An 18,178-nucleotide genomic window follows, 5' to 3' on the forward strand; every position below is an offset into this window, starting at 1 on the left:
GATTGGAGTTAGTTGTAAGATTCCTGCTTTTATGAAAATGATGAAATAAAAAAAGAAACAGATCACTTCGTCATATTTCCTCGTGAAGACGTAAAAAACAATTCAAAATTCAACATTCAAACCCCAACACCTAAAAAACCTTCTTCCGAAACTCCGTCGGCGTCACACCTTTAATTTCCTTAAACTTCCGATTGAAATTTGACACATTAAAAAACCCACAACTATAGGCGATATCTGAAATCGAAAACTGTTTGGAATTGGTCAAAAACTTACAAGCATTTTCAATTCTAACTTCGGTGAGGAACTTAAAAAAGGTTTTATTGGTTCGCTGTTTAAAATACTTGCAAAATGCGTTCGGTGTCATGTTGGCGATGGTGGCAACATCTTCCAAGACAATTTTCTGCTCAAAATGATTCATTACAAATTCAAAAACCGCACTCATGCGTTTTCCTTCGTCATCGGTGTAGTTTTTAGTATTCAGGAACGAAGCAACCGTTTCATATTTTGATGCTGCTATTAAAGAAAGTATCTCAAAAAAAGTGGCAAACTGCTGCAAGCTGTTTTCGTGTAAAATCCGCTCAAACAATGGTTTTACAAGCGATTGATTTTCTAAAAACTTCACACCGAAATCCGCATCGTATAGTAATTGTTGCAGTTTTTGAAGCTTTGGTAACGCAAAAAAACGTTCACCAAAGCTATGATGCGTAAAAAACAGCGAAATCATATACGAATCCTCGTCAAGTGAAGTATCACACTTCAATACATGTGGAATAGTACTGCCAAACAGCAACACATCCTTCGGTTGAAAATCGCGAATCGTATCACCGACAATAAACGTTCCTTTTCCCGAAATGATACACGAAAGCTGAATCTCTTCATGCTGATGCAATTGCTCATAAAACGTTTGTCCAACATCTTCTTGAACAATCAAAATATCGTCTTCAGTTTTCGGAATCTTAAACGGTAAAACTTTCATGTTAGGAATTAAATCATGCTAAAATTAATCTAAAAATAGATTTTAAATAAAAAATTAGGATAAAATAATATCAATATTGGATAATATTCACGATTTCAACAAAAGAACACTTTTATACTTTTACACTTCGACAAGCTCAGTGTAAACAGATAGAAAAATGTAAATGCAAAACCGTAAAATAAAATGAAAAAGTATGTGTAACCGACAATACGAAGTTTATATGTTTATAAGTTGAGGAGTTTAAATTTTGAAATAACAAATAGTGTAAAGAAGTTAACCAGCAACTAGCAACTAGTTAAAAAGTGATGAGTTAGGAGTTAAGAGTTATAAATTGACAAAAAACAAAAAACGAACAACAAACAACAAAAACATGAAAATCAATTGGAAAGGCGTAATGCCAGCCGTTACGACAAAATTTACAACAAATGATACGCTCGATTTAGAAATGTTTGCAGTCAACATCAAAGCACAACTTGATGCAGGCGTGCATGGAATCATTTTGGGCGGAACGCTTGGAGAAGCCAGTACATTGACGAATGACGAAAAACGAATTTTAGTGCGAGAAGCGGTGCGACTTGTGAATGGAAAAATCCCTGTCATTATCAATATTGCTGAACAATCTACCGTTGCGGCGAAACAAGCGGCGCAACATGCCAAAGAAGACGGTGCTAGCGGTTTGATGATGTTGCCGCCGATGCGTTACAAAGCAGATAGCAGAGAAACGGTGACATACTTTAAATCGGTCGCTCAAAGTACCGATTTGCCGATTATGGTGTACAACAATCCTGTAGATTACGGAATTGAAGTCACGCTCGATATGTTTTCAGCTTTGCTCAACGATTGCCCAAATATTCAAGCCGTGAAAGAATCGACGCGTGATATTTCAAATATTACCCGAATCAAAAATCGTTTTGGTGACCGATTGGCGATTTTAAGTGGTGTTGATACCTTGGCGTTGGAAAGTCTGTTGATGGGCGCAGATGGTTGGGTTGCAGGTTTGGTGTGTGCGTTTCCGGCAGAAACCGTCGCGATTTATGCATTGGCAAAAGCGGGAAAAATTGACGAAGCTATCGCGATTTACAGATGGTTTTTACCGTTATTAGAATTAGACATCAACACGAAACTTGTTCAAAACATAAAATTAGCAGAAGTGGCTACAGGAATCGGAACAGAACATGTTCGCGAACCACGATTGCCGTTGATTGGAGAAGAACGAGAACGCGTACTAGAAATTATTCAAGAAGGAATCAAAAATCGCCCAGTGTTACCAAATTATAAACAGTATCTTTAATGTTAGAATTGAGTGTGTCAAATCAACAAACTGACAAAAAACAAAAAACGAAGAACCATCCAAAAAATGATTACAGGAAAAAACTATATTGGAAATTCACTTTCCGCCAAAGGCAATAAAACTTATACAACGTTTAATCCGCAAGCAAATACGGAGAACAAAACAATTTTTACAGAAGCTACTTCCGAAGAAATCAACGACGCGGTAGACTTGGCTTCAGAAGCTTTTAAAGCATACCAAAGGATTTCTGGAGCAAAAAAAGCCGCTTTTTTAAATGCTATTGCAGATGAAATTATAGCATTAGATGACGAATTAATTCAAACCTACATGTCTGAAAGTGGTTTGCCTGAAGGAAGAGCTAAAGGCGAACGCGGACGCACGATTGGACAACTTAGAATGTTTGCGGAATTGCTCACAGAAGGTTCCTGGGTAGAAGCCAGAATTGATCCTGCACAACCGAATCGAGAACCGAATCCGCGCGTAGATTTACGAAAAATGTTAACTCCGATTGGTCCGATTGTCGTTTTTGGTGCCAGCAACTTTCCGTTCGCGTTTTCAACGGCTGGTGGCGATACTGCTTCTGCACTCGCTGCAGGTTGTTCAGTCATTGTAAAATCGCATCCAATGCACGCTGGTACTGGCGAAATGGTCGCTGCAGCCATTTTAAAAGCTGCGCAAAAAACAGGCATGCCAAACGGTGTGTTTTCAAATTTGAACAGTAGCGGTATTGAAGTCGGACAACAATTAGTGCAACATCCCAAAGTAAAAGGTGTCGGATTTACAGGAAGCATTCGCGGCGGACGTGCGTTGTATGATTTGGCGGCAAAACGTAAAGAACCGATTCCTGTTTTTGCGGAAATGGGAAGCATCAATCCAGTAGTAATATTGCCTAAAGCATTGGAAACAAAAGCCGAAACTTGGGCAAAAACCTATGCCAGTTCTATCACCTTGGGAACAGGACAATTCTGCACGAATCCGGGATTACTCTTGGGAATACAAAGTGATGATTTGACAACTTTTGCTGCGAAACTTTCGGACGAAATTGTTCAAATTGCACCACAATGTATGTTGCATCCAAATATTCATTCCAGCTATCAAAACAATAAAGAAAAAGCACAGCAACACGAAAACGTAAAAACGCTTGCCGATTTGGATATCGCTGTCGCTGAAAACTATGCAAAACAAGCCGTAGTCACAGTTGACGGAAAAACATTCTTAGAAAACAACCAGCTACATCACGAAGTTTTTGGACCTTTCTCATTGCTTGTTCAATGTGAAAACGAAGCGGAATTGGAAAAAGTAATTGCAGATTTGGAAGGACAACTTACAGGAACTATCATTTCGGAAGAAAACGAAATTTCAGCATATACAAACGTCATTAAAGCATTGTCGAATAGAGTTGGAAGAATCATTTTTAACGGAGTTCCTACGGGAGTTGAAGTCGCGCCAGCCATGCAACACGGCGGACCGTATCCTGCTTCTACGGACAGTCGTTTTACGGCGGTTGGACAAGATGCAATCAAGCGTTGGGTACGACCGTTTAGTTATCAAGATTGGCCCAATGAATTGTTACCTGATGCTTTAAAAAATGAAAATCCTTTAGGAATTCTTCGATTGATTGACGGAAAACAAACAAGAGAAACTTTGTAATTATTTTATCAGTGGATTAAAAATCAGTTAGAGAAAAAATATATTAAATGAGAAAAACCTTTTTCTGTATTGACGCCCATACCTGTGGAAATCCTGTGCGAGTCGTAGCTGGCGGCGTTCCGAATTTGAAAGGAATAAATATGAGCGAAAAACGACAGCATTTCCTCAAAGAATACGATTGGATTCGGAAAGGGCTCATGTTTGAACCGCGCGGTCACGATATGATGAGCGGAAGTATGCTATTTCCGCCAAGCAATCCTGAAAATGATGTTGGAATTCTGTTTATAGAAACTTCAGGTTGTTTGCCCATGTGTGGACACGGAACGATTGGTACGATTACCATTGCCATAGAAGAAGGATTGATTACACCGAAAACGCAGGGTACAATTCGTATGGAAACGCCCGCAGGTTTGGTCGCTATTTCATATCAGCAAACGAACAAAAAAGTAGATTGGGTACGGTTGACGAATGTTAAAAGCTATTTGGCAGCTGAAAATTTAACCGTAGCGTGTCCAGAGTTAGGAGAACTGACTTTTGATGTTGCGTACGGTGGTAATTTTTATGCGATTGTGGATCCGCAAGAAAATTTTTCAGGCATTCACGACTTTACTGCGAGTAAAATCATCCAGTATTCACAAGTAGTTCGCGCTCGAATCAATCAAAAATATCCGAACATGTTTGTGCACCCGGAAGATGAAACAATTCGTGATGTTTCACACATACTTTGGACAGGTAATCCGCTAGACGAAACGTCTTCGGGAAGAAATGCGGTATTTTATGGTGACAAAGCGATTGACAGAAGTCCTTGCGGAACAGGAACTTCTGCGCGCATGGCACAATTACACGCCAAAGGAAAATTACAATTAGGAGAAGAATTCATTCACGAAAGTTATATTGGCTCAAAATTTATAGGGAAAATTGAAGAAGAAACTCAGTTAGCAGGAAAACCCGCGATTGTACCCAGTATTCAAGGTTGGGCAAAAATTTATGGTTATAATACAATTATCATTGATGATGAAGACGATCCGTATGCGCACGGTTTTCAAGTGATTTAGTTTGGTTGCTGGTTGTTTGTTTTTTGTTTTTCGTTGTTCGATGTTTTTTATGTTAGATCGGTTTCTGTGTGAAAAGCAAGTAATTTTTGTTGAAATTTTAGTTACTTTATGAGAAGCTGAATCAAGTTCAGCTTGACGAAATATATTATCAAATTGCTGCGTTAGTAAGCTCTTCTGTTCGAGTATTTTTCGACAGAAAAATGTATAGAGAACAGCTATGAAATATAAATATATCAACCATCTAAAAATAAAATGAGTCTAAAAGATTCAAAGAATCGGTCTAAAAATCTAAAAGGTCTAAAGAAGTAAAAATTTGAAAAAAGAAATAGTAATTATTGGAGGCGGTATTATTGGACTTTGTTGTGCGTATTATTTGCAACAAGACGGACACCAAGTGACGATTGTTGACAAAAGTGATTTGTCCAGTGGCGCATCTTTTGTAAATGCGGGTTATATTACGCCAAGTCACATTATTCCGTTGGCAGCGCCTGGCATGATTACTAAAGGTTTGAAGTGGATGTTTGATGCGTCGAGTCCGTTTTATATAAAACCACGATTAGAAGCCGACTTTTTACGCTGGTCATGGTTGTTTAAAAAATCTGCCACCGCGAAACATGTTGAGAAATCAATTCCGATTATAAAAGATATCAATTTGTTAAGTCGAGAATTGTATGTGGATATGAAAAACTCGGGCGATTTTGACTTTCATTTCGAGCGAAAAGGCTTGTTGATGTGTTATCAAACCGACAAAGAAGGCGAAGCAGAGTGGAACATGGGAAAACGTGCTATTTCAGAAGGTTTACACGTTCAAAATCTGACCAAAGAAGAAGTCAAAAAACTTGAGCCGAATGTAGATTTTAATATCAAAGGCGCTATTTATTTTGACTCCGATGCGCACATGACTCCGACGAATTTTATGCCACAACTGATAGCATTGTTGCAACAAAAAGGGGTTCAATTTTATACCGATGAAACCATTACCAATCTTGAGTTTTCTGCGGATAAAATTGTTGCTGTACAAACTTCGAAACGAACTTTAAAAGCAGATGAATTTATACTTTCGGCAGGTTCATGGAGTTCTATTTTGGCGAAAAAATTACGCATACAAATTCCGCTTCAAGCGGGAAAAGGCTACCGAATTGATGTTTCGGAAGATACTAAAATTACCATGCCAGCCATTTTAGCAGAAGCCAAAGTTGCCGTAACGCCCATGCAAGGTTTTACGCGTTTTGCAGGAACGATGGAACTTGGCGGTATCAATCACAACATCAACAAAATACGCGTAAATGCGATTGCAAAAGCAGCGGAAACTTTTTACAACGGATTGAAAATTCCAAAGACTTCTATTGAAAATGCTGCTTGCGGATTGCGTCCGTGTTCGCCAGATGGTTTGCCGTATATTGGAAAAACTTCAAACTACAAAAATATCACGATTGCTACAGGTCACGCTATGATGGGTTGGAGTTTAGGTCCAGCCACCGGAAAACTAGTCAGTGAATTGATAGGAGCGAAGCCAACTTCGATGAAATTAGAAGGTTTTGAGGTGGAACGGTTTTCTTAATTTGATAATTTGAAAATGTAGCAATGTGTTAATTATCTTCAAAATTCAATTGTAATAGGAAAGAAAAACAACAAACAACAAACAACAAAGAACGAAGAACGAAAAACAACAATCTCAAAATCGATACGTAACACTCGCTTTCGCAAAAAACGGTACACCTGGCGTAAAATGTATTTCTTCTACGGATTGTGTTTCGTTTTGTAAACGCGATTCTGTGGCGAATTGGGTTTCGTTCCATTCCGTGTCAAACAAGTTTTGAATTTGCAATCCGAAACTCATGTTTTTCCAGTCGTAACCTATATTGAAATCCACAACGGTGTAGCCTTCTGCAACAATCGAATTGTCTTCATTGGCAGGTCTGTCTTTGATGTGTCTGAGTTTGAATCCGCCGTAAAAACCATCTTTCGACTGAAAATTTAAACTACTTGATACGGTAAAATCTGGAGCTAATGGAATAAAATCCTCTCCATTTGGCGCTTCTGTTGAACGTGCGTGTGTGTAATTGGTGTCAACATTCCAAAATAACCACTGAAACGGTTGGTAACGAACGCTGAGGTCAATTCCTTGTCGGCGCGTTTTTCCACTTGGTTCTACAATTCCAGCATCACCTACATAGACAAATTCTTGCTCTAAATACAATTGCCAATACGCGGTGTTTAGAACTAATTCAGGAATTGGTTTCCAAATGAATCCAGCATCAAAACCATAGGCAGAAGGCAAAATTTCTCTTCCGTTTTGTGTCACAACCACACGAGTATCATTGGAGTGAAATCCTTTTCCTGTTTTTACGTAGGCTTGTAAATTATCCGAATGATTGTATAAAAAGTTTAGTTTCGGACTGAGAATCGCTTTCGTTTCCGACTGTGTTTCGTATTGTGTTTGCAGAAAATCGTTGTATTGAAAATCAAAATAATCTACGCGAATTGCCGGATTGATAGTCCATTTTCCAAATTCAAGACTCGCATTTAAAAAGGCTCCAACGTTTGTTTCATCAATGTCACCAAATTGCGTTCGTGATAGTATTTCGCGGCGGTTCAATGTTTTGGAAAGCGCATTATCATTGCTCAAATCTTTACGCAAACTGATTCCTGCGTTCCATTCACCTTCAAACGAATTTGTACGAAACGAGCGTGAATATTCACTTTTGAAACCGAATAAAGTTCTGTTTTCTTGCTGTTTGATTTGATCACCATTTATCGGATCATCCAGAAAAAATGTAAAATTGGAATAAAGTGTAAAATCATATTTACTGTAGAAAAAACTGTTTTCAACAGAAGCATTTGGCGACAATCGTTTATCGTAATTGATTAATAGATTCGTTCTGCTAGTAGTTCCGCCTTCTGTGTCATCAATCGCACCAAAACGACTTATCAATCCACTATCAACAGCACGTTGTGGAATTTGTCCAGAAGCATCCCACGTACTTTCAAAATGTGATAATGTAACGCCAACACGGTCATTTTCGGAGATATTTCCTGTATATTTTCCCAAAATATTAAAGCGGTAAAAATTCTGCGGACTTTCAAAAGGACCATCGGTTGCTAAATATTCACTGGCGATATAGGCAGAATGCTCGCTTGTATTCAGAATATTGAACATTCCCAACATTCGGTAGGTATCAAACTGTCCAGCTTCCAACTTTATCATGCTTTCTTTTAGACGTTTTTTTGTTTTAAAATCTACATATCCTGCGGTGTTAAAGTTTCCTTGATTGGCGTAATACGGCCCTTTTCCAAAATCGATTTTATCTAAGGTTTCAGGAATGAGAAAGTGTAAATCGGCATATCCTTGTCCGTGCGCGTGCGATACCATATTTACAGGAATTCCGTCTGCCGTAATAGCAATATCGGTACCGTGATCGATATCAAATCCGCGAAGAAAAATCTGCTCCGCTTTTCCGCCGCCAGCGTGCTGTCCGATAAACAATCCGGGAACTTGTTGCAGAATTTCTTGTGAGGAGTTTACAGGATTTATCTGAATATTGATATCACTCATTAAATTAAGCGCATCTAATTCTGGCGTGATGACAACTTCATTTAGCGAAATTGTTTTTTTCTCCAGAAAAATACTAAGTTTTTCGTTTAGAGAATTGATGACTATATATTTTGTTTGATATCCAATATGAGAAACTCGCAAACTGTCGCCCACAGAAACATTTTCTAACAAAAATGTTCCATATTCGTCACTATGTGTATGTTTTTTTGTGTTTTGATTGAAGATTTGTGCTTCGGCAATCGGAATGTCGTACGGATTGGTAATTTTTCCTGTGATAGATTGCGCAAATGCGATGATTGGTAAAAGGATGCAGACAATAAATGCTTGTAATTTAGTTTTCATTATATACGATTGATTTGTTTTCAATAATACGTACGAGAAAGCAGAAGGTTTGGTTTTTATTTTTGGAAGAAATTTTAAAATAGACTTAAAAAGAAAAAAACCAACTGTAAGGGCGGCAGATGGTTTTTTCGATCAGATTATTCACAACAATTTACAATCCATTATGTGAGATTTTGTTGTTTACGATTTTATATACGAAGAAAGTTTTCGAGTGGTTTTTATTTTTTTGAAAAAAGTTGAAATTATTTTGTAAGTAATTGAATTTCAGTACGATAATTTTTATTTTTTTCAAAACCAAATTGTTATAAAAGAAAAAAACCAACTGTAAGGGCGGCAGATGGTTTTTTCGATCAGATTATTCACAACAATTTACAATCCATTATGTGAGATTTTGTTGTTTACGATTTTATATACGAAGAAAGTTTTCTAGTGGTTTTTATTTTTTTTGAAAAAAGTTAAAATTATTTCATAAGTAATTGAAATTTAAATAGATAAAATTCTATTTTTTTTTAATTCTTCCGAAAAATCACTTCCCAATACAAAAATTAGCAAAAATATTTCCTAACAAATCATCCGTAGTAATCTCACCTGTGATTTCCCCAAAATGAAAGAGTGCTTGACGAATGTCGATTGCCATCAAATCGCCTGACAATCCAGCTTCGAGTCCGTAATGTACTTTGTCAATTTCTTCCAAAGCTTTCAACAGCGCATCATAATGACGTGTGTTAGTAATAATGGTTTCGTTGTTTCGAAGCGCGCCTGTATTAACAAAGGAAACAAGTTTTTCTTTCAACGAATCGACACCGATATTTTCTTTGGCAGATAAGAGATGAATGTTTTCAATTTCCGCTTGTAATTGTTCAATGTGCGATGATGCTAGCTTATCGATTTTATTAGCAACAATGATGAGTGGCTTTTGCGGATATTTATTTTTGATTTTTCCGATTTCTGTTTTGAGTAAAGTCAAATGTTCGTCTGTAAGTTGTAAACTGTCAATCAAGTAAATGACCACTTGCGCTTGCTCAATTTTTTCAAATGTTTTCTGAATTCCGATGCTTTCTACGACATCTTTGGTATCGCGAATTCCTGCGGTATCAATGAATCGGAAGCCAATTCCGTCAATAATCAATTCGTCTTCAATCGTATCTCGTGTGGTTCCTGCAATGTCAGAAACAATGGCGCGTTCTTCGTTTAGTAGAGCATTTAATAAGGTAGATTTCCCCACATTCGGTTCGCCAACAATCGCTACAGGAATTCCGTTTTTAATCACGTTTCCAACCGCAAAAGAATCAATCAAGCGTTTTAAGACAAATTGAATGCGTTCTACCAATGTTTTAAATTGTGTACGATCGGCAAATTCGACATCTTCTTCGGCAAAATCGAGTTCCAATTCAATTAAAGACGCAAAATTGAGTAATTCTTCACGTAAGTTTTTTATTTCGTTGCTAAATCCGCCACGCATTTGTTGCATTGCCAATTGGTGTGACGCTTCGGAATCGCTAGCTATTAAATCAGCAACCGCTTCTGCTTGTGATAAATCGAGTTTTCCGTTGAGAAATGCACGTAGGGTAAATTCGCCCGCATTGGCGTTTCTACAGCCGTTTCGCAACAATAATTGAATGATTTGCTGCTGAATGTACACCGAACCGTGACACGAAATTTCAATCGTATTTTCGCCCGTGTAGGAGTGCGGTCCTTTAAACACAGACACCAATACTTCATCCAAATAACGGTTTTCATCCACAATATGACCTAAATGAATGGTGTGCGACTTTTGCTTGGTCAATTTCTTATTGCGAATCGATTTGAAAAGCGGTTCACAAATGGAAATTGCTTCCTTTCCCGAAACGCGAATCACAGAAATCGCGCCAGCTCCCGAAGGTGTTGCCAAAGCCACAATGGTATCATTTGGAATCATAGATTAAATTTTGTGCAAAAATAGGGAAATTTTGTTGGGTATTAGGTGTTGGGTGTTGGGTTTTGGGTTTTGGGGTGCTTCGCTTTTTGGTGTTTTTATGTTTGTTCTTTGTTCTTTGTGTTTCGTGTTTTGTAGTTTCACGAATAACGAATAACAAAAAAATCCGCCACACATACTTGCATAACGGATTTCACTATATTTTTAAAAAGGTTCTTGGGAAAGCACTAACACCTAATACCCAACACCTAATACCCAACACCTAGTTATTCAACATCACCGGCATCACCAACATCGTAATGTGTTCGCCTTCGTCTAAACCATCGATTGGCGTTAGAATTCCTGCGCGGTTTGGTAGCGACATTTCCAACGAAACTTCATCAGAATTTAGATTGTTAATCATTTCTGTTAAGAAACGTGAGTTGAACCCAATCTGCATGTCATCACCTTGGTAATCACATGTTAAACGTTCTTCTGCTTTGTTTGAGTAATCGATATCTTCTGCAGAAATATTCAATTCGGCACCTGCAATTTTTAAACGAATTTGATGCGTGGTTTTGTTTGAGAAGATACTCACACGACGTACTGAGTTTAAAAATTGATTACGGTTAATTTCTAATTTGTTAGGATTTTCCTTTGGAATTACCGCTTCGTAGTTAGGATATTTTCCATCAATCAAACGACAGATTAATACGGTATTATCAAAAGAAAACTTCGCATTGCTATCGTTATATTCAATCAACACTTCGTCTTCGCTTCCGCCTAAAATTCCTTTTAAAAGATTCAAAGGTTTCTTTGGCATGATGAATTCTGCTACTTGCGAAGCGCTCAAATCTGTACGTTGGTATTTTACTAGTTTGTGCGCGTCTGTGGCAACAAAGGTTAAATTTTCTGGAGAAAACTGAAAAAATACACCGCTCATTACCGGACGTAAATCGTCGTTTCCAGAAGCAAAGATTGTTTTGCTAATCGCCGTTGCCAATACATCGCCTTCAATCGTCGTAGCGCTTGGCTCTTTCAATTCCACTGCCGCAGGAAATTCGTCTCCATCTGCATACGCCAAGGCATATTTACCGTGATTAGAGCTGATTTCAACCGTATTATTATCTTCCACAACAAACGTTAATGGCTGCTCAGGAAACGTTTTTAAAGTATCTAATAATAACTTTGCAGGGACTGCAATATTTCCTGTACTGTCTGATTCTACGGTTAACACAGAAGACATCGTCGTTTCTAAATCGGATGCAGACACTTTCAATTCGTTATGATCGAGTTGAAATAGGAAATTGTCTAAAATTGGTAAGGTATTGCTGTTATTGATAACGCCGCCCAAAACTTGCAGCTGCTTTAATAGATATGTACTTGATACAATAAATTTCATGTGATTGTGTGCTATATTAATGTTCAAAAATAATTCTTCCCAGTTAAATTACATAGCTTTTCAATGGTAAATTGTGGCAAAAAGAATCACTTTGTGATATTCTTACAAATATATCTCAAAACTCGTTGTAAAGAAAGGAAACTTATTAACAACTATTTTGCGTATGCACGCCTGCGGATATAGTTAAAAACAACACCGAAAATTGCAAGTATTGCCAGCGGAAAGCCAATGTTTATCCATTGCCAGAACCCTTTTTCGTCTGTTATTTTTTGACTGTCTAAAAAGGCTAGTTTTAATTCTTTGGAGCGAATGTTTATAAGTCCGTTGTTGTCCAACAGGTAATTTACCGAATTTAATAGGAATTCTTTGTTTCCGTATTGGCGTTGTGTGATGATATCAAAGCCTAATTCTTGTGGTCGTCCACGCGAGACTTGATTTTTGATAACATCGCCGTCCGCAACAACAATCATTTTGGATTCACCTGCTGTTTTTTCGTTTTCGAGTTGAAATGGCTTAACACGATTTTTGTATACAGATTGAAAATTTCCTGCGACCAAAACCGCTAAATTTTGATTGCCTTTTCCTTGATAGGTTTCCGCTTCTGGTTCGTTTTCGATGATATTTAACGAAATTTCTTTGGGAATTCCTTCCAATTTGGAACGCGGCGAACTTTTGAGCAATACGGTTTTTTCAGGACCTTTTGGCAACACATCAATTTGATTGGCAAATTCAAAACGTACCAAGTTGATGTTGTTGGTTATTGGATGATTCAAATCGGTTTGCGCGAGCGGATTGTAGCGCCATTGCACAGGCAAATATTGCGTGTTGCTACCTTCGCCAAATTCCATTCCAATCGCGCCGCATTGCATGTCGTTCACCAATTTCGGATTGACGCGAATTCCGTAATCTAGAAAATAATCTGTCAATCCTAAATCTCTTGGAAATGCTAAGGTTTTTCCTTTTTCGCGAATGCTGTCCATTTCTGCTTGTGCCGTTTCTACCAACCACAACGATTTTCCACCATTCATGGTATATTGGTCTAAAATGTATTTTTCTTCGTCTGAAAACTTCGTCGTTGGTTTCGCAATGATTGCCAAATCGAAACGATTCAAGTTTTCCAATGATTTCTGCGGATTGTCTGGAAATGCTTTGATATCAAACGGCGCAATTCGGTAGTATTCTTTCAGACTTTGCAAAAAGCTGGCAATATAAATATCGTCCAATTCGCCATTTCCTTTTAAAATAGCGATGCTTTGTTTTTCTAATAATGTCAATTTTGAAAAGGCATCTGCAAACGCATATTCTAAATGTTGAACGGAATTGGCAATTTGTTCTTTGTCAGAATTGGCAATATTGTTTTTATATAGTGAAACATTGACAATTTTATTTTCATATTGCGCAATTGCCCATGGATATACGACTTCTTGTGACACTTTATTCGCCACTTCTTCGGTCACGTAGCGTGGCGGCATTTGGTTTTCTGCTAAATACTCAACAGCGTTTTCTTCAATAGGATCTACAAATACATAGTCAATATTGTCATTATACGCGGCAAATTCTTCTAACAATTGCACGGTTTCGTCTGCCAAACGTTTGTATTCTGTTGGTAAATCTCCTTTTAAGAAAATAGTCACGCGTAATGGCGATTGTACTTTTGTGACGGTGTTTTTTGCGGGTTCAGAAAGGGTATAACGTTTGTCTTGAGTTAAGTCAAAACGTGTAAAGATGCTGCTCGAAACGATATTTAAAATAATCAATCCGACCAACACTAAGAGTATTTTTACAGGAATAGGAATTTCTTTTTTCAAGCTTATCGTTTTTTGAGTTGTACAACTGTTAAGAATAAAAAGAAAATGGTCACGCTAAGGAAATAGACAACATCTCGTGTGTCAATCACGCCGCGCGCTATGCTGTCGAAATGACGTTTCATGCCAATTTTCTCAACCGTAGGATTCAAATCGCCGAACACATCTGCGGAAGCGATGCCTTCAAAGCCAAAATACATCACAAAACAGATAAAAACCGCCGCAATAAACGCCACAATTTGATTTTGCGAAAGCGTTGAGGTAAACACACCAATACTTGTATATGCCGCAATCAAAAATAGCAAACCAAAGTAGGAGCCAAGCGTGCTACCCACGTCCAAATTTCCCGTAGGATTTCCCAAATTCCAAACCGTGTAGACGTATAAAAGTGTCGGAATCAACGCGAGAAGGATTAATACAAACGCACCGAGATATTTACCCAATACGATTTGCCAACCTGAAATAGGTTTTGTCAACAACAATTCTAGCGTTCCTACTCGTTTTTCTTCGGAGAAACTTCGCATGGTAATGGCAGGAATTAAAAAGATAAGAATCCACGGTGCTAGCGTGAAAAATGGCGTTAAGTCTGCAAATCCGTAATCGAGGATGTTGAATTCGCTTTTAAAAAACCATAAGAATAATCCGTTGAGAATTAAAAAAATGGCAATCACCAAATATCCTATCGACGAGGAAAAAAATGAGTTGATTTCTTTTTTGAGTATGGCTAACATGTAGTGTTATTTCTTTTGTAATATAATAATATCTTGGTACGATACGGTATTTTCGGTTCTTCCAGACCATGTGCCTGGAAAATAGTGTTTTATGGTAAAACCTTTGGCTTCAAACTGTGCAAATAAATACGCTTTGTCAAACGCCACGTTGGCTTCTTTCACTTTTTCGTCCATCAATGCGTAATTGTCACGCTGAATTTTAAAGTTCATTTTGCTCGATTGCATGTGCTTTCGCGAGATTTCATCCAACACAAAAAACGTTGCCAAACATATTTTTTCATCGTCCAACACACGGTGAATTTCGTCTAAATAATGCAAGACATCTTCGGGCATCATGTGTGTAAAAACAGACGTTAAAAAGGCAAAATCGAAACTTTTATTGTTGTATGGAAAGGTAAAATCTTTCGCTTCTGCGTTTGTATTTAGGTTGTATAAGTCGTTTTTTAGTGGCGTGTGTGTGAAGGTAAAATTCGGATATTTTGAGGTGATATGTTCCGTACACCAATTCACACCTTGCGCCACCACATCAAAACCTTTGTAGCTTCCTTCTTGGCTTAAAAAGTTCGTAAACGGAATCGCCATACGCCCAATTCCAGAGCCAATATCCAAGATGCGACTGTTGGGTTGAATGTTTCCGTATTGTTGGAAGTATTCAAAAAAAGTTTCACCAATTTCGATATAATTTCCAGGACCTGTGTACACATACCCTTTTGGCGGTTCGAGCTCGTGGCGTTTTCTGAAAAGATCAATAGGCGCGTACACAACTTTGCGCAGTAATAATCGCTGTTTGGGTGATAATTTATAATAGATTGATCTTAACATACGGTTTTATAAACAATTCTTTGAATGTGTAACGTTCGCTTCTGTATTCTAGTATTTTTTTAGGATAAACTTACCAATTTGTCCACACTCCACGCATACGGTTTGTCGTTAAACATGGCTTTGGTTTGCTTCCACACATCTTTAAACAAGTCCGAATTTCGATACGCTTCCAAATCGTCTACATGTCGCCAATGACTGTACGTAAAGAAGATTTCAGGATTGTTTTTATCTTGATATAACTCCAAAAATTCACAACCTTCACGATTTTTGATGGACTGTTTTTTTTCTTCAAACATTGCCAAAAAATCGGGAATGTATTTTTGGTGAAAGCTCATTTTTACGATGCGTACAAACATATTAAGAACTAAAATTTATCGTTATGGTATCTCTAAATCGCAAGCCAAAAAGGGTAGAAGCGCTCCCAACCGTTTGCGGATTGCTTTTGTAAATTGCCAATTCTAAAAAATTTGCCGAATTGAACAACGCTAACTTTTTACCATCTTCTTCGCGTTTGTGTTTTTCTAGGTTGAAATTAATTGCGTCGCTGTAACACTCGTGAATCGTTCTAAACTTGTAATTTCGTGCAGAAATTTCAAATTTTCGTCCTTTTCCAACATCTTTAAACAACTTTCGTGAAATATTGGTAATCACGTTGCCGTAATTGTCAATATAAATTACGTTTCCAATAATCTGCGTTTCATCCGTATTCACCACAGGTTTGATGCCTGTTAAGTACTTGATTTCTTGAATCGTTTTTCCAATTACTTCCAACGTTCCGCCGCGTGCGATGTGACATGCCACTTGAACAAACACATCCAACACAGGGAAATTTGACTCAATTCGATCGTGGATATTAATCTCTACAATCTTTTCAGGAACAATCTCAGAAGCAATCAAACTCATAATGCCATTATCGGCACACACAAAAAAATGACCGTCCAATTTGAGCGCAATATGCTTGTTTTCAGGATTCAACTCTGAGTCGATTCCGATAATATGAATACTGCCTTTTGGGAAGCTATTAAACGCATTTTGAATAATATAAGCCGCTTCCGTAATGCTAAATGGATTGATACTGTGTGAGATATCAACAATACGAACATCGGGAAGTTCACTATAAATAGCTCCTTTAACTGCGCCCACAAAATGGTCTTTCTCCCCAAAATCAGTTGTCAAAGTTATAATTGCCATTGGCGAATTGTTGATATTTTTTTAAGTTTAATCTATTAAAAAATGGTAAGTTTGCTTTGCAAATCTAAAAAAACAAAACGGAAATCTAATCTTTAATACGAGTCGCTTTTGAACGAAATTATTTTTGAACTTTCAGAAATCAGTCCACGAGAGTTTTTTGGTCATCAAAACACCAATATAGAATTGCTTAAAAAGTACTTTCCAAAACTAAAAATTGTCGCTAGAGGAAACAAAATAAAAGCCTACGGCGATGAAGCGTTATTGGAAGAATTTGACAAGCGCTTGACCATGTTGATGGAACATTTTGCCAAATACAACAAAATTGATGAAAATGTCATTGAACGCGTATTGACAAGTCAAAGCTCCAAAGATTATGATACCTCAGAAGCGAGTGGAGAAGTGTTGGTACACGGCACTAATGGAAAATTGATCAAAGCCTTGACGGCAAATCAACGTAAGTTGGTGGAATTGATGAATAAGAACGATATGGTGTTTGCCATTGGTCCCGCAGGAACAGGAAAAACCTATACAGGCGTGGCTTTGGCTGTGAGAGCGTTGAAAAATAAGGAAGTCAGACGTATCATTTTAACACGTCCAGCAGTAGAAGCTGGCGAAAGCTTAGGTTTCTTACCGGGCGATTTAAAAGAAAAACTCGATCCGTACATGCAACCGTTATACGATGCGTTGCGCGATATGATTCCGCCAGAAAAATTGGCAAAATACATTGAAGATGGCACCATTCAAATTGCGCCGATGGCATTTATGCGTGGACGAACGTTAGACAATGCATTTGTGATTTTGGATGAAGCACAAAATACCACGCATGCGCAAATGAAGATGTTTTTGACGCGTATGGGGAAAAATGCAAAATTCATGCTTACAGGCGATCCAGGACAGATAGATTTGCCAAGAAGAGTCATTTCAGGATTGAAAGAAGCATTATTAGTGCTAAAAGACATCAAAGGTATCGGAATGATTTACTTGGATGACAAAGACGTGGTACGTCACAGATTGGTTAAGAAAGTTATTGAAGCCTATAAAAGTATAGAGCATCAGAATTAGGAAATTATAAATGTCGAATGTTAAATTTTAAATGTAAAAGTGTTTTTTTGATGTTCAACTTTGAATTGAAAAAGACTAAAACGTCACTTCGAGTAAAATTCTGAAAGAGTTTAGTATCGAGAAGTACTTTGAATCGTAATTTTAGTACCAAAGCACTTCTCGATACAATTTTCTATCTATCTCAACTGCGCTCGATATGACAGAAAATCACTTGAAATGACGGCAGTTTTCAATCAAAACAACAAATAACAAAAAGAAACAAGAGTCAGTATTTAAGAGTAAAGACAAATAGACGAATCGACAAAAAACGAATAACGAACAACGAACAACGAACAACAAAACACCTAACACCTAACACCTAACACCCAAAACCTAACACCCAAAACCTAATACCCAACACC

At 37.6% G+C, this 18,178-nt stretch carries 14 protein-coding genes; 5 read left to right on the forward strand and 9 right to left on the reverse strand.

Annotated features, from left to right (window positions below; all coding sequences use genetic code 11):
* Positions 1 to 130 precede the first annotated feature (130 nt).
* Positions 131 to 976 carry an AraC family transcriptional regulator gene (locus C8N46_RS06110; RefSeq protein WP_108113988.1) on the reverse strand — a complete coding sequence of 282 codons (846 nt, stop codon included), beginning with the start codon at positions 974 to 976 and terminating at the stop codon, positions 131 to 133.
* A gap of 370 nt (positions 977 to 1,346) precedes the next feature.
* Here C8N46_RS06110 and C8N46_RS06115 point away from each other — a divergent pair, with 370 nt between their 5' ends.
* The 4 genes from C8N46_RS06115 to C8N46_RS06130 all read left to right on the forward strand — a co-directional run bounded on the left by C8N46_RS06115 (position 1,347) and on the right by C8N46_RS06130 (position 6,533).
* The gene (locus tag C8N46_RS06115) at positions 1,347 to 2,267 is read left to right on the forward strand and encodes a dihydrodipicolinate synthase family protein (protein WP_108114136.1); all 921 of its coding nucleotides are present in this window, start codon (positions 1,347 to 1,349) and stop codon (positions 2,265 to 2,267) included.
* Positions 2,268 to 2,333: 66 nt separating this feature from the next.
* Complete coding sequence (locus tag C8N46_RS06120; protein ID WP_108114137.1) at positions 2,334 to 3,917, forward strand: aldehyde dehydrogenase (NADP(+)); 1,584 nt, start codon at positions 2,334 to 2,336, stop codon at positions 3,915 to 3,917.
* 47 nt (positions 3,918 to 3,964) lie between these two features.
* Positions 3,965 to 4,972: a 4-hydroxyproline epimerase gene (locus C8N46_RS06125; protein WP_108113989.1), complete on the forward strand. Its 1,008-nt coding sequence runs from the start codon at positions 3,965 to 3,967 to the stop codon at positions 4,970 to 4,972.
* Between the two features lie 313 nt (positions 4,973 to 5,285).
* On the forward strand, positions 5,286 to 6,533 hold the full coding sequence (locus tag C8N46_RS06130; RefSeq protein ID WP_108113990.1) for an NAD(P)/FAD-dependent oxidoreductase: 1,248 nt from the start codon (positions 5,286 to 5,288) through the stop codon (positions 6,531 to 6,533).
* Between the two features lie 114 nt (positions 6,534 to 6,647).
* Here the strand turns inward: C8N46_RS06130 and C8N46_RS06135 are convergent, their stop codons facing one another.
* The 8 genes from C8N46_RS06135 to C8N46_RS06175 all read right to left on the reverse strand — a co-directional run bounded on the left by C8N46_RS06135 (position 6,648) and on the right by C8N46_RS06175 (position 16,715).
* Positions 6,648 to 8,870 (reverse strand): TonB-dependent receptor, encoded by a 2,223-nt coding sequence (locus C8N46_RS06135; RefSeq protein ID WP_108113991.1) that lies wholly within the window; start codon positions 8,868 to 8,870, stop codon positions 6,648 to 6,650.
* A 526-nt stretch (positions 8,871 to 9,396) separates the two neighbouring features.
* Positions 9,397 to 10,788: a tRNA uridine-5-carboxymethylaminomethyl(34) synthesis GTPase MnmE gene (gene mnmE / locus C8N46_RS06140; RefSeq protein WP_108113992.1), complete on the reverse strand. Its 1,392-nt coding sequence runs from the start codon at positions 10,786 to 10,788 to the stop codon at positions 9,397 to 9,399.
* 259 nt (positions 10,789 to 11,047) lie between these two features.
* Entirely contained in the window at positions 11,048 to 12,166 is a 1,119-nt protein-coding gene (gene dnaN, locus C8N46_RS06150) for a DNA polymerase III subunit beta (RefSeq protein ID WP_108113994.1), read from the reverse strand.
* Between the two features lie 152 nt (positions 12,167 to 12,318).
* Positions 12,319 to 13,974 (reverse strand): gliding motility-associated ABC transporter substrate-binding protein GldG, encoded by a 1,656-nt coding sequence (gene gldG / locus C8N46_RS06155; RefSeq protein WP_108113995.1) that lies wholly within the window; start codon positions 13,972 to 13,974, stop codon positions 12,319 to 12,321.
* 2 nt (positions 13,975 to 13,976) lie between these two features.
* A complete protein-coding gene (gene gldF / locus C8N46_RS06160) occupies positions 13,977 to 14,702 on the reverse strand; it encodes a gliding motility-associated ABC transporter permease subunit GldF (RefSeq protein WP_108113996.1) in 726 nt (241 codons plus the stop codon).
* 6 nt (positions 14,703 to 14,708) lie between these two features.
* The gene (locus tag C8N46_RS06165; protein ID WP_108113997.1) at positions 14,709 to 15,524 is read right to left on the reverse strand and encodes a class I SAM-dependent methyltransferase; all 816 of its coding nucleotides are present in this window, start codon (positions 15,522 to 15,524) and stop codon (positions 14,709 to 14,711) included.
* 59 nt (positions 15,525 to 15,583) lie between these two features.
* Complete coding sequence (locus C8N46_RS06170) at positions 15,584 to 15,880, reverse strand: putative quinol monooxygenase (protein WP_108113998.1); 297 nt, start codon at positions 15,878 to 15,880, stop codon at positions 15,584 to 15,586.
* Position 15,881: 1 nt separating this feature from the next.
* Entirely contained in the window at positions 15,882 to 16,715 is an 834-nt protein-coding gene (locus tag C8N46_RS06175; protein WP_108113999.1) for an SAM hydrolase/SAM-dependent halogenase family protein, read from the reverse strand.
* Between the two features lie 108 nt (positions 16,716 to 16,823).
* On the opposite strand from C8N46_RS06175, the gene C8N46_RS06180 reads away from it, so the two are divergent.
* Positions 16,824 to 17,777 carry a PhoH family protein gene (locus C8N46_RS06180; RefSeq protein WP_108114000.1) on the forward strand — a complete coding sequence of 318 codons (954 nt, stop codon included), beginning with the start codon at positions 16,824 to 16,826 and terminating at the stop codon, positions 17,775 to 17,777.
* The last annotated feature ends 401 nt before the right edge of the window (positions 17,778 to 18,178 follow it).

The sequence above is a fragment of the Kordia periserrulae genome, assembly GCF_003054265.1.
Taxonomy (GTDB): domain Bacteria; phylum Bacteroidota; class Bacteroidia; order Flavobacteriales; family Flavobacteriaceae; genus Kordia; species Kordia periserrulae.

What these genes read in the sequence shown, in the direction of transcription:
- gldF (WP_108113996.1), bottom strand. Translation starts at nt 14,702, where the DNA reads ATGTTAGCCATACTCAAAAAAGAAATCAACTCATTTTTTTCCTCGTCG.
- C8N46_RS06125 (WP_108113989.1), top strand. Translation starts at nt 3,965, where the DNA reads ATGAGAAAAACCTTTTTCTGTATTGACGCCCATACCTGTGGAAATCCT.
- C8N46_RS06165 (WP_108113997.1), bottom strand. Translation starts at nt 15,524, where the DNA reads ATGTTAAGATCAATCTATTATAAATTATCACCCAAACAGCGATTATTA.
- dnaN (WP_108113994.1), bottom strand. Translation starts at nt 12,166, where the DNA reads ATGAAATTTATTGTATCAAGTACATATCTATTAAAGCAGCTGCAAGTT.
- C8N46_RS06115 (WP_108114136.1), top strand. Translation starts at nt 1,347, where the DNA reads ATGAAAATCAATTGGAAAGGCGTAATGCCAGCCGTTACGACAAAATTT.
- C8N46_RS06110 (WP_108113988.1), bottom strand. Translation starts at nt 976, where the DNA reads ATGAAAGTTTTACCGTTTAAGATTCCGAAAACTGAAGACGATATTTTG.
- C8N46_RS06120 (WP_108114137.1), top strand. Translation starts at nt 2,334, where the DNA reads ATGATTACAGGAAAAAACTATATTGGAAATTCACTTTCCGCCAAAGGC.
- mnmE (WP_108113992.1), bottom strand. Translation starts at nt 10,788, where the DNA reads ATGATTCCAAATGATACCATTGTGGCTTTGGCAACACCTTCGGGAGCT.
- C8N46_RS06135 (WP_108113991.1), bottom strand. Translation starts at nt 8,870, where the DNA reads ATGAAAACTAAATTACAAGCATTTATTGTCTGCATCCTTTTACCAATC.
- C8N46_RS06170 (WP_108113998.1), bottom strand. Translation starts at nt 15,880, where the DNA reads ATGTTTGTACGCATCGTAAAAATGAGCTTTCACCAAAAATACATTCCC.
- C8N46_RS06175 (WP_108113999.1), bottom strand. Translation starts at nt 16,715, where the DNA reads ATGGCAATTATAACTTTGACAACTGATTTTGGGGAGAAAGACCATTTT.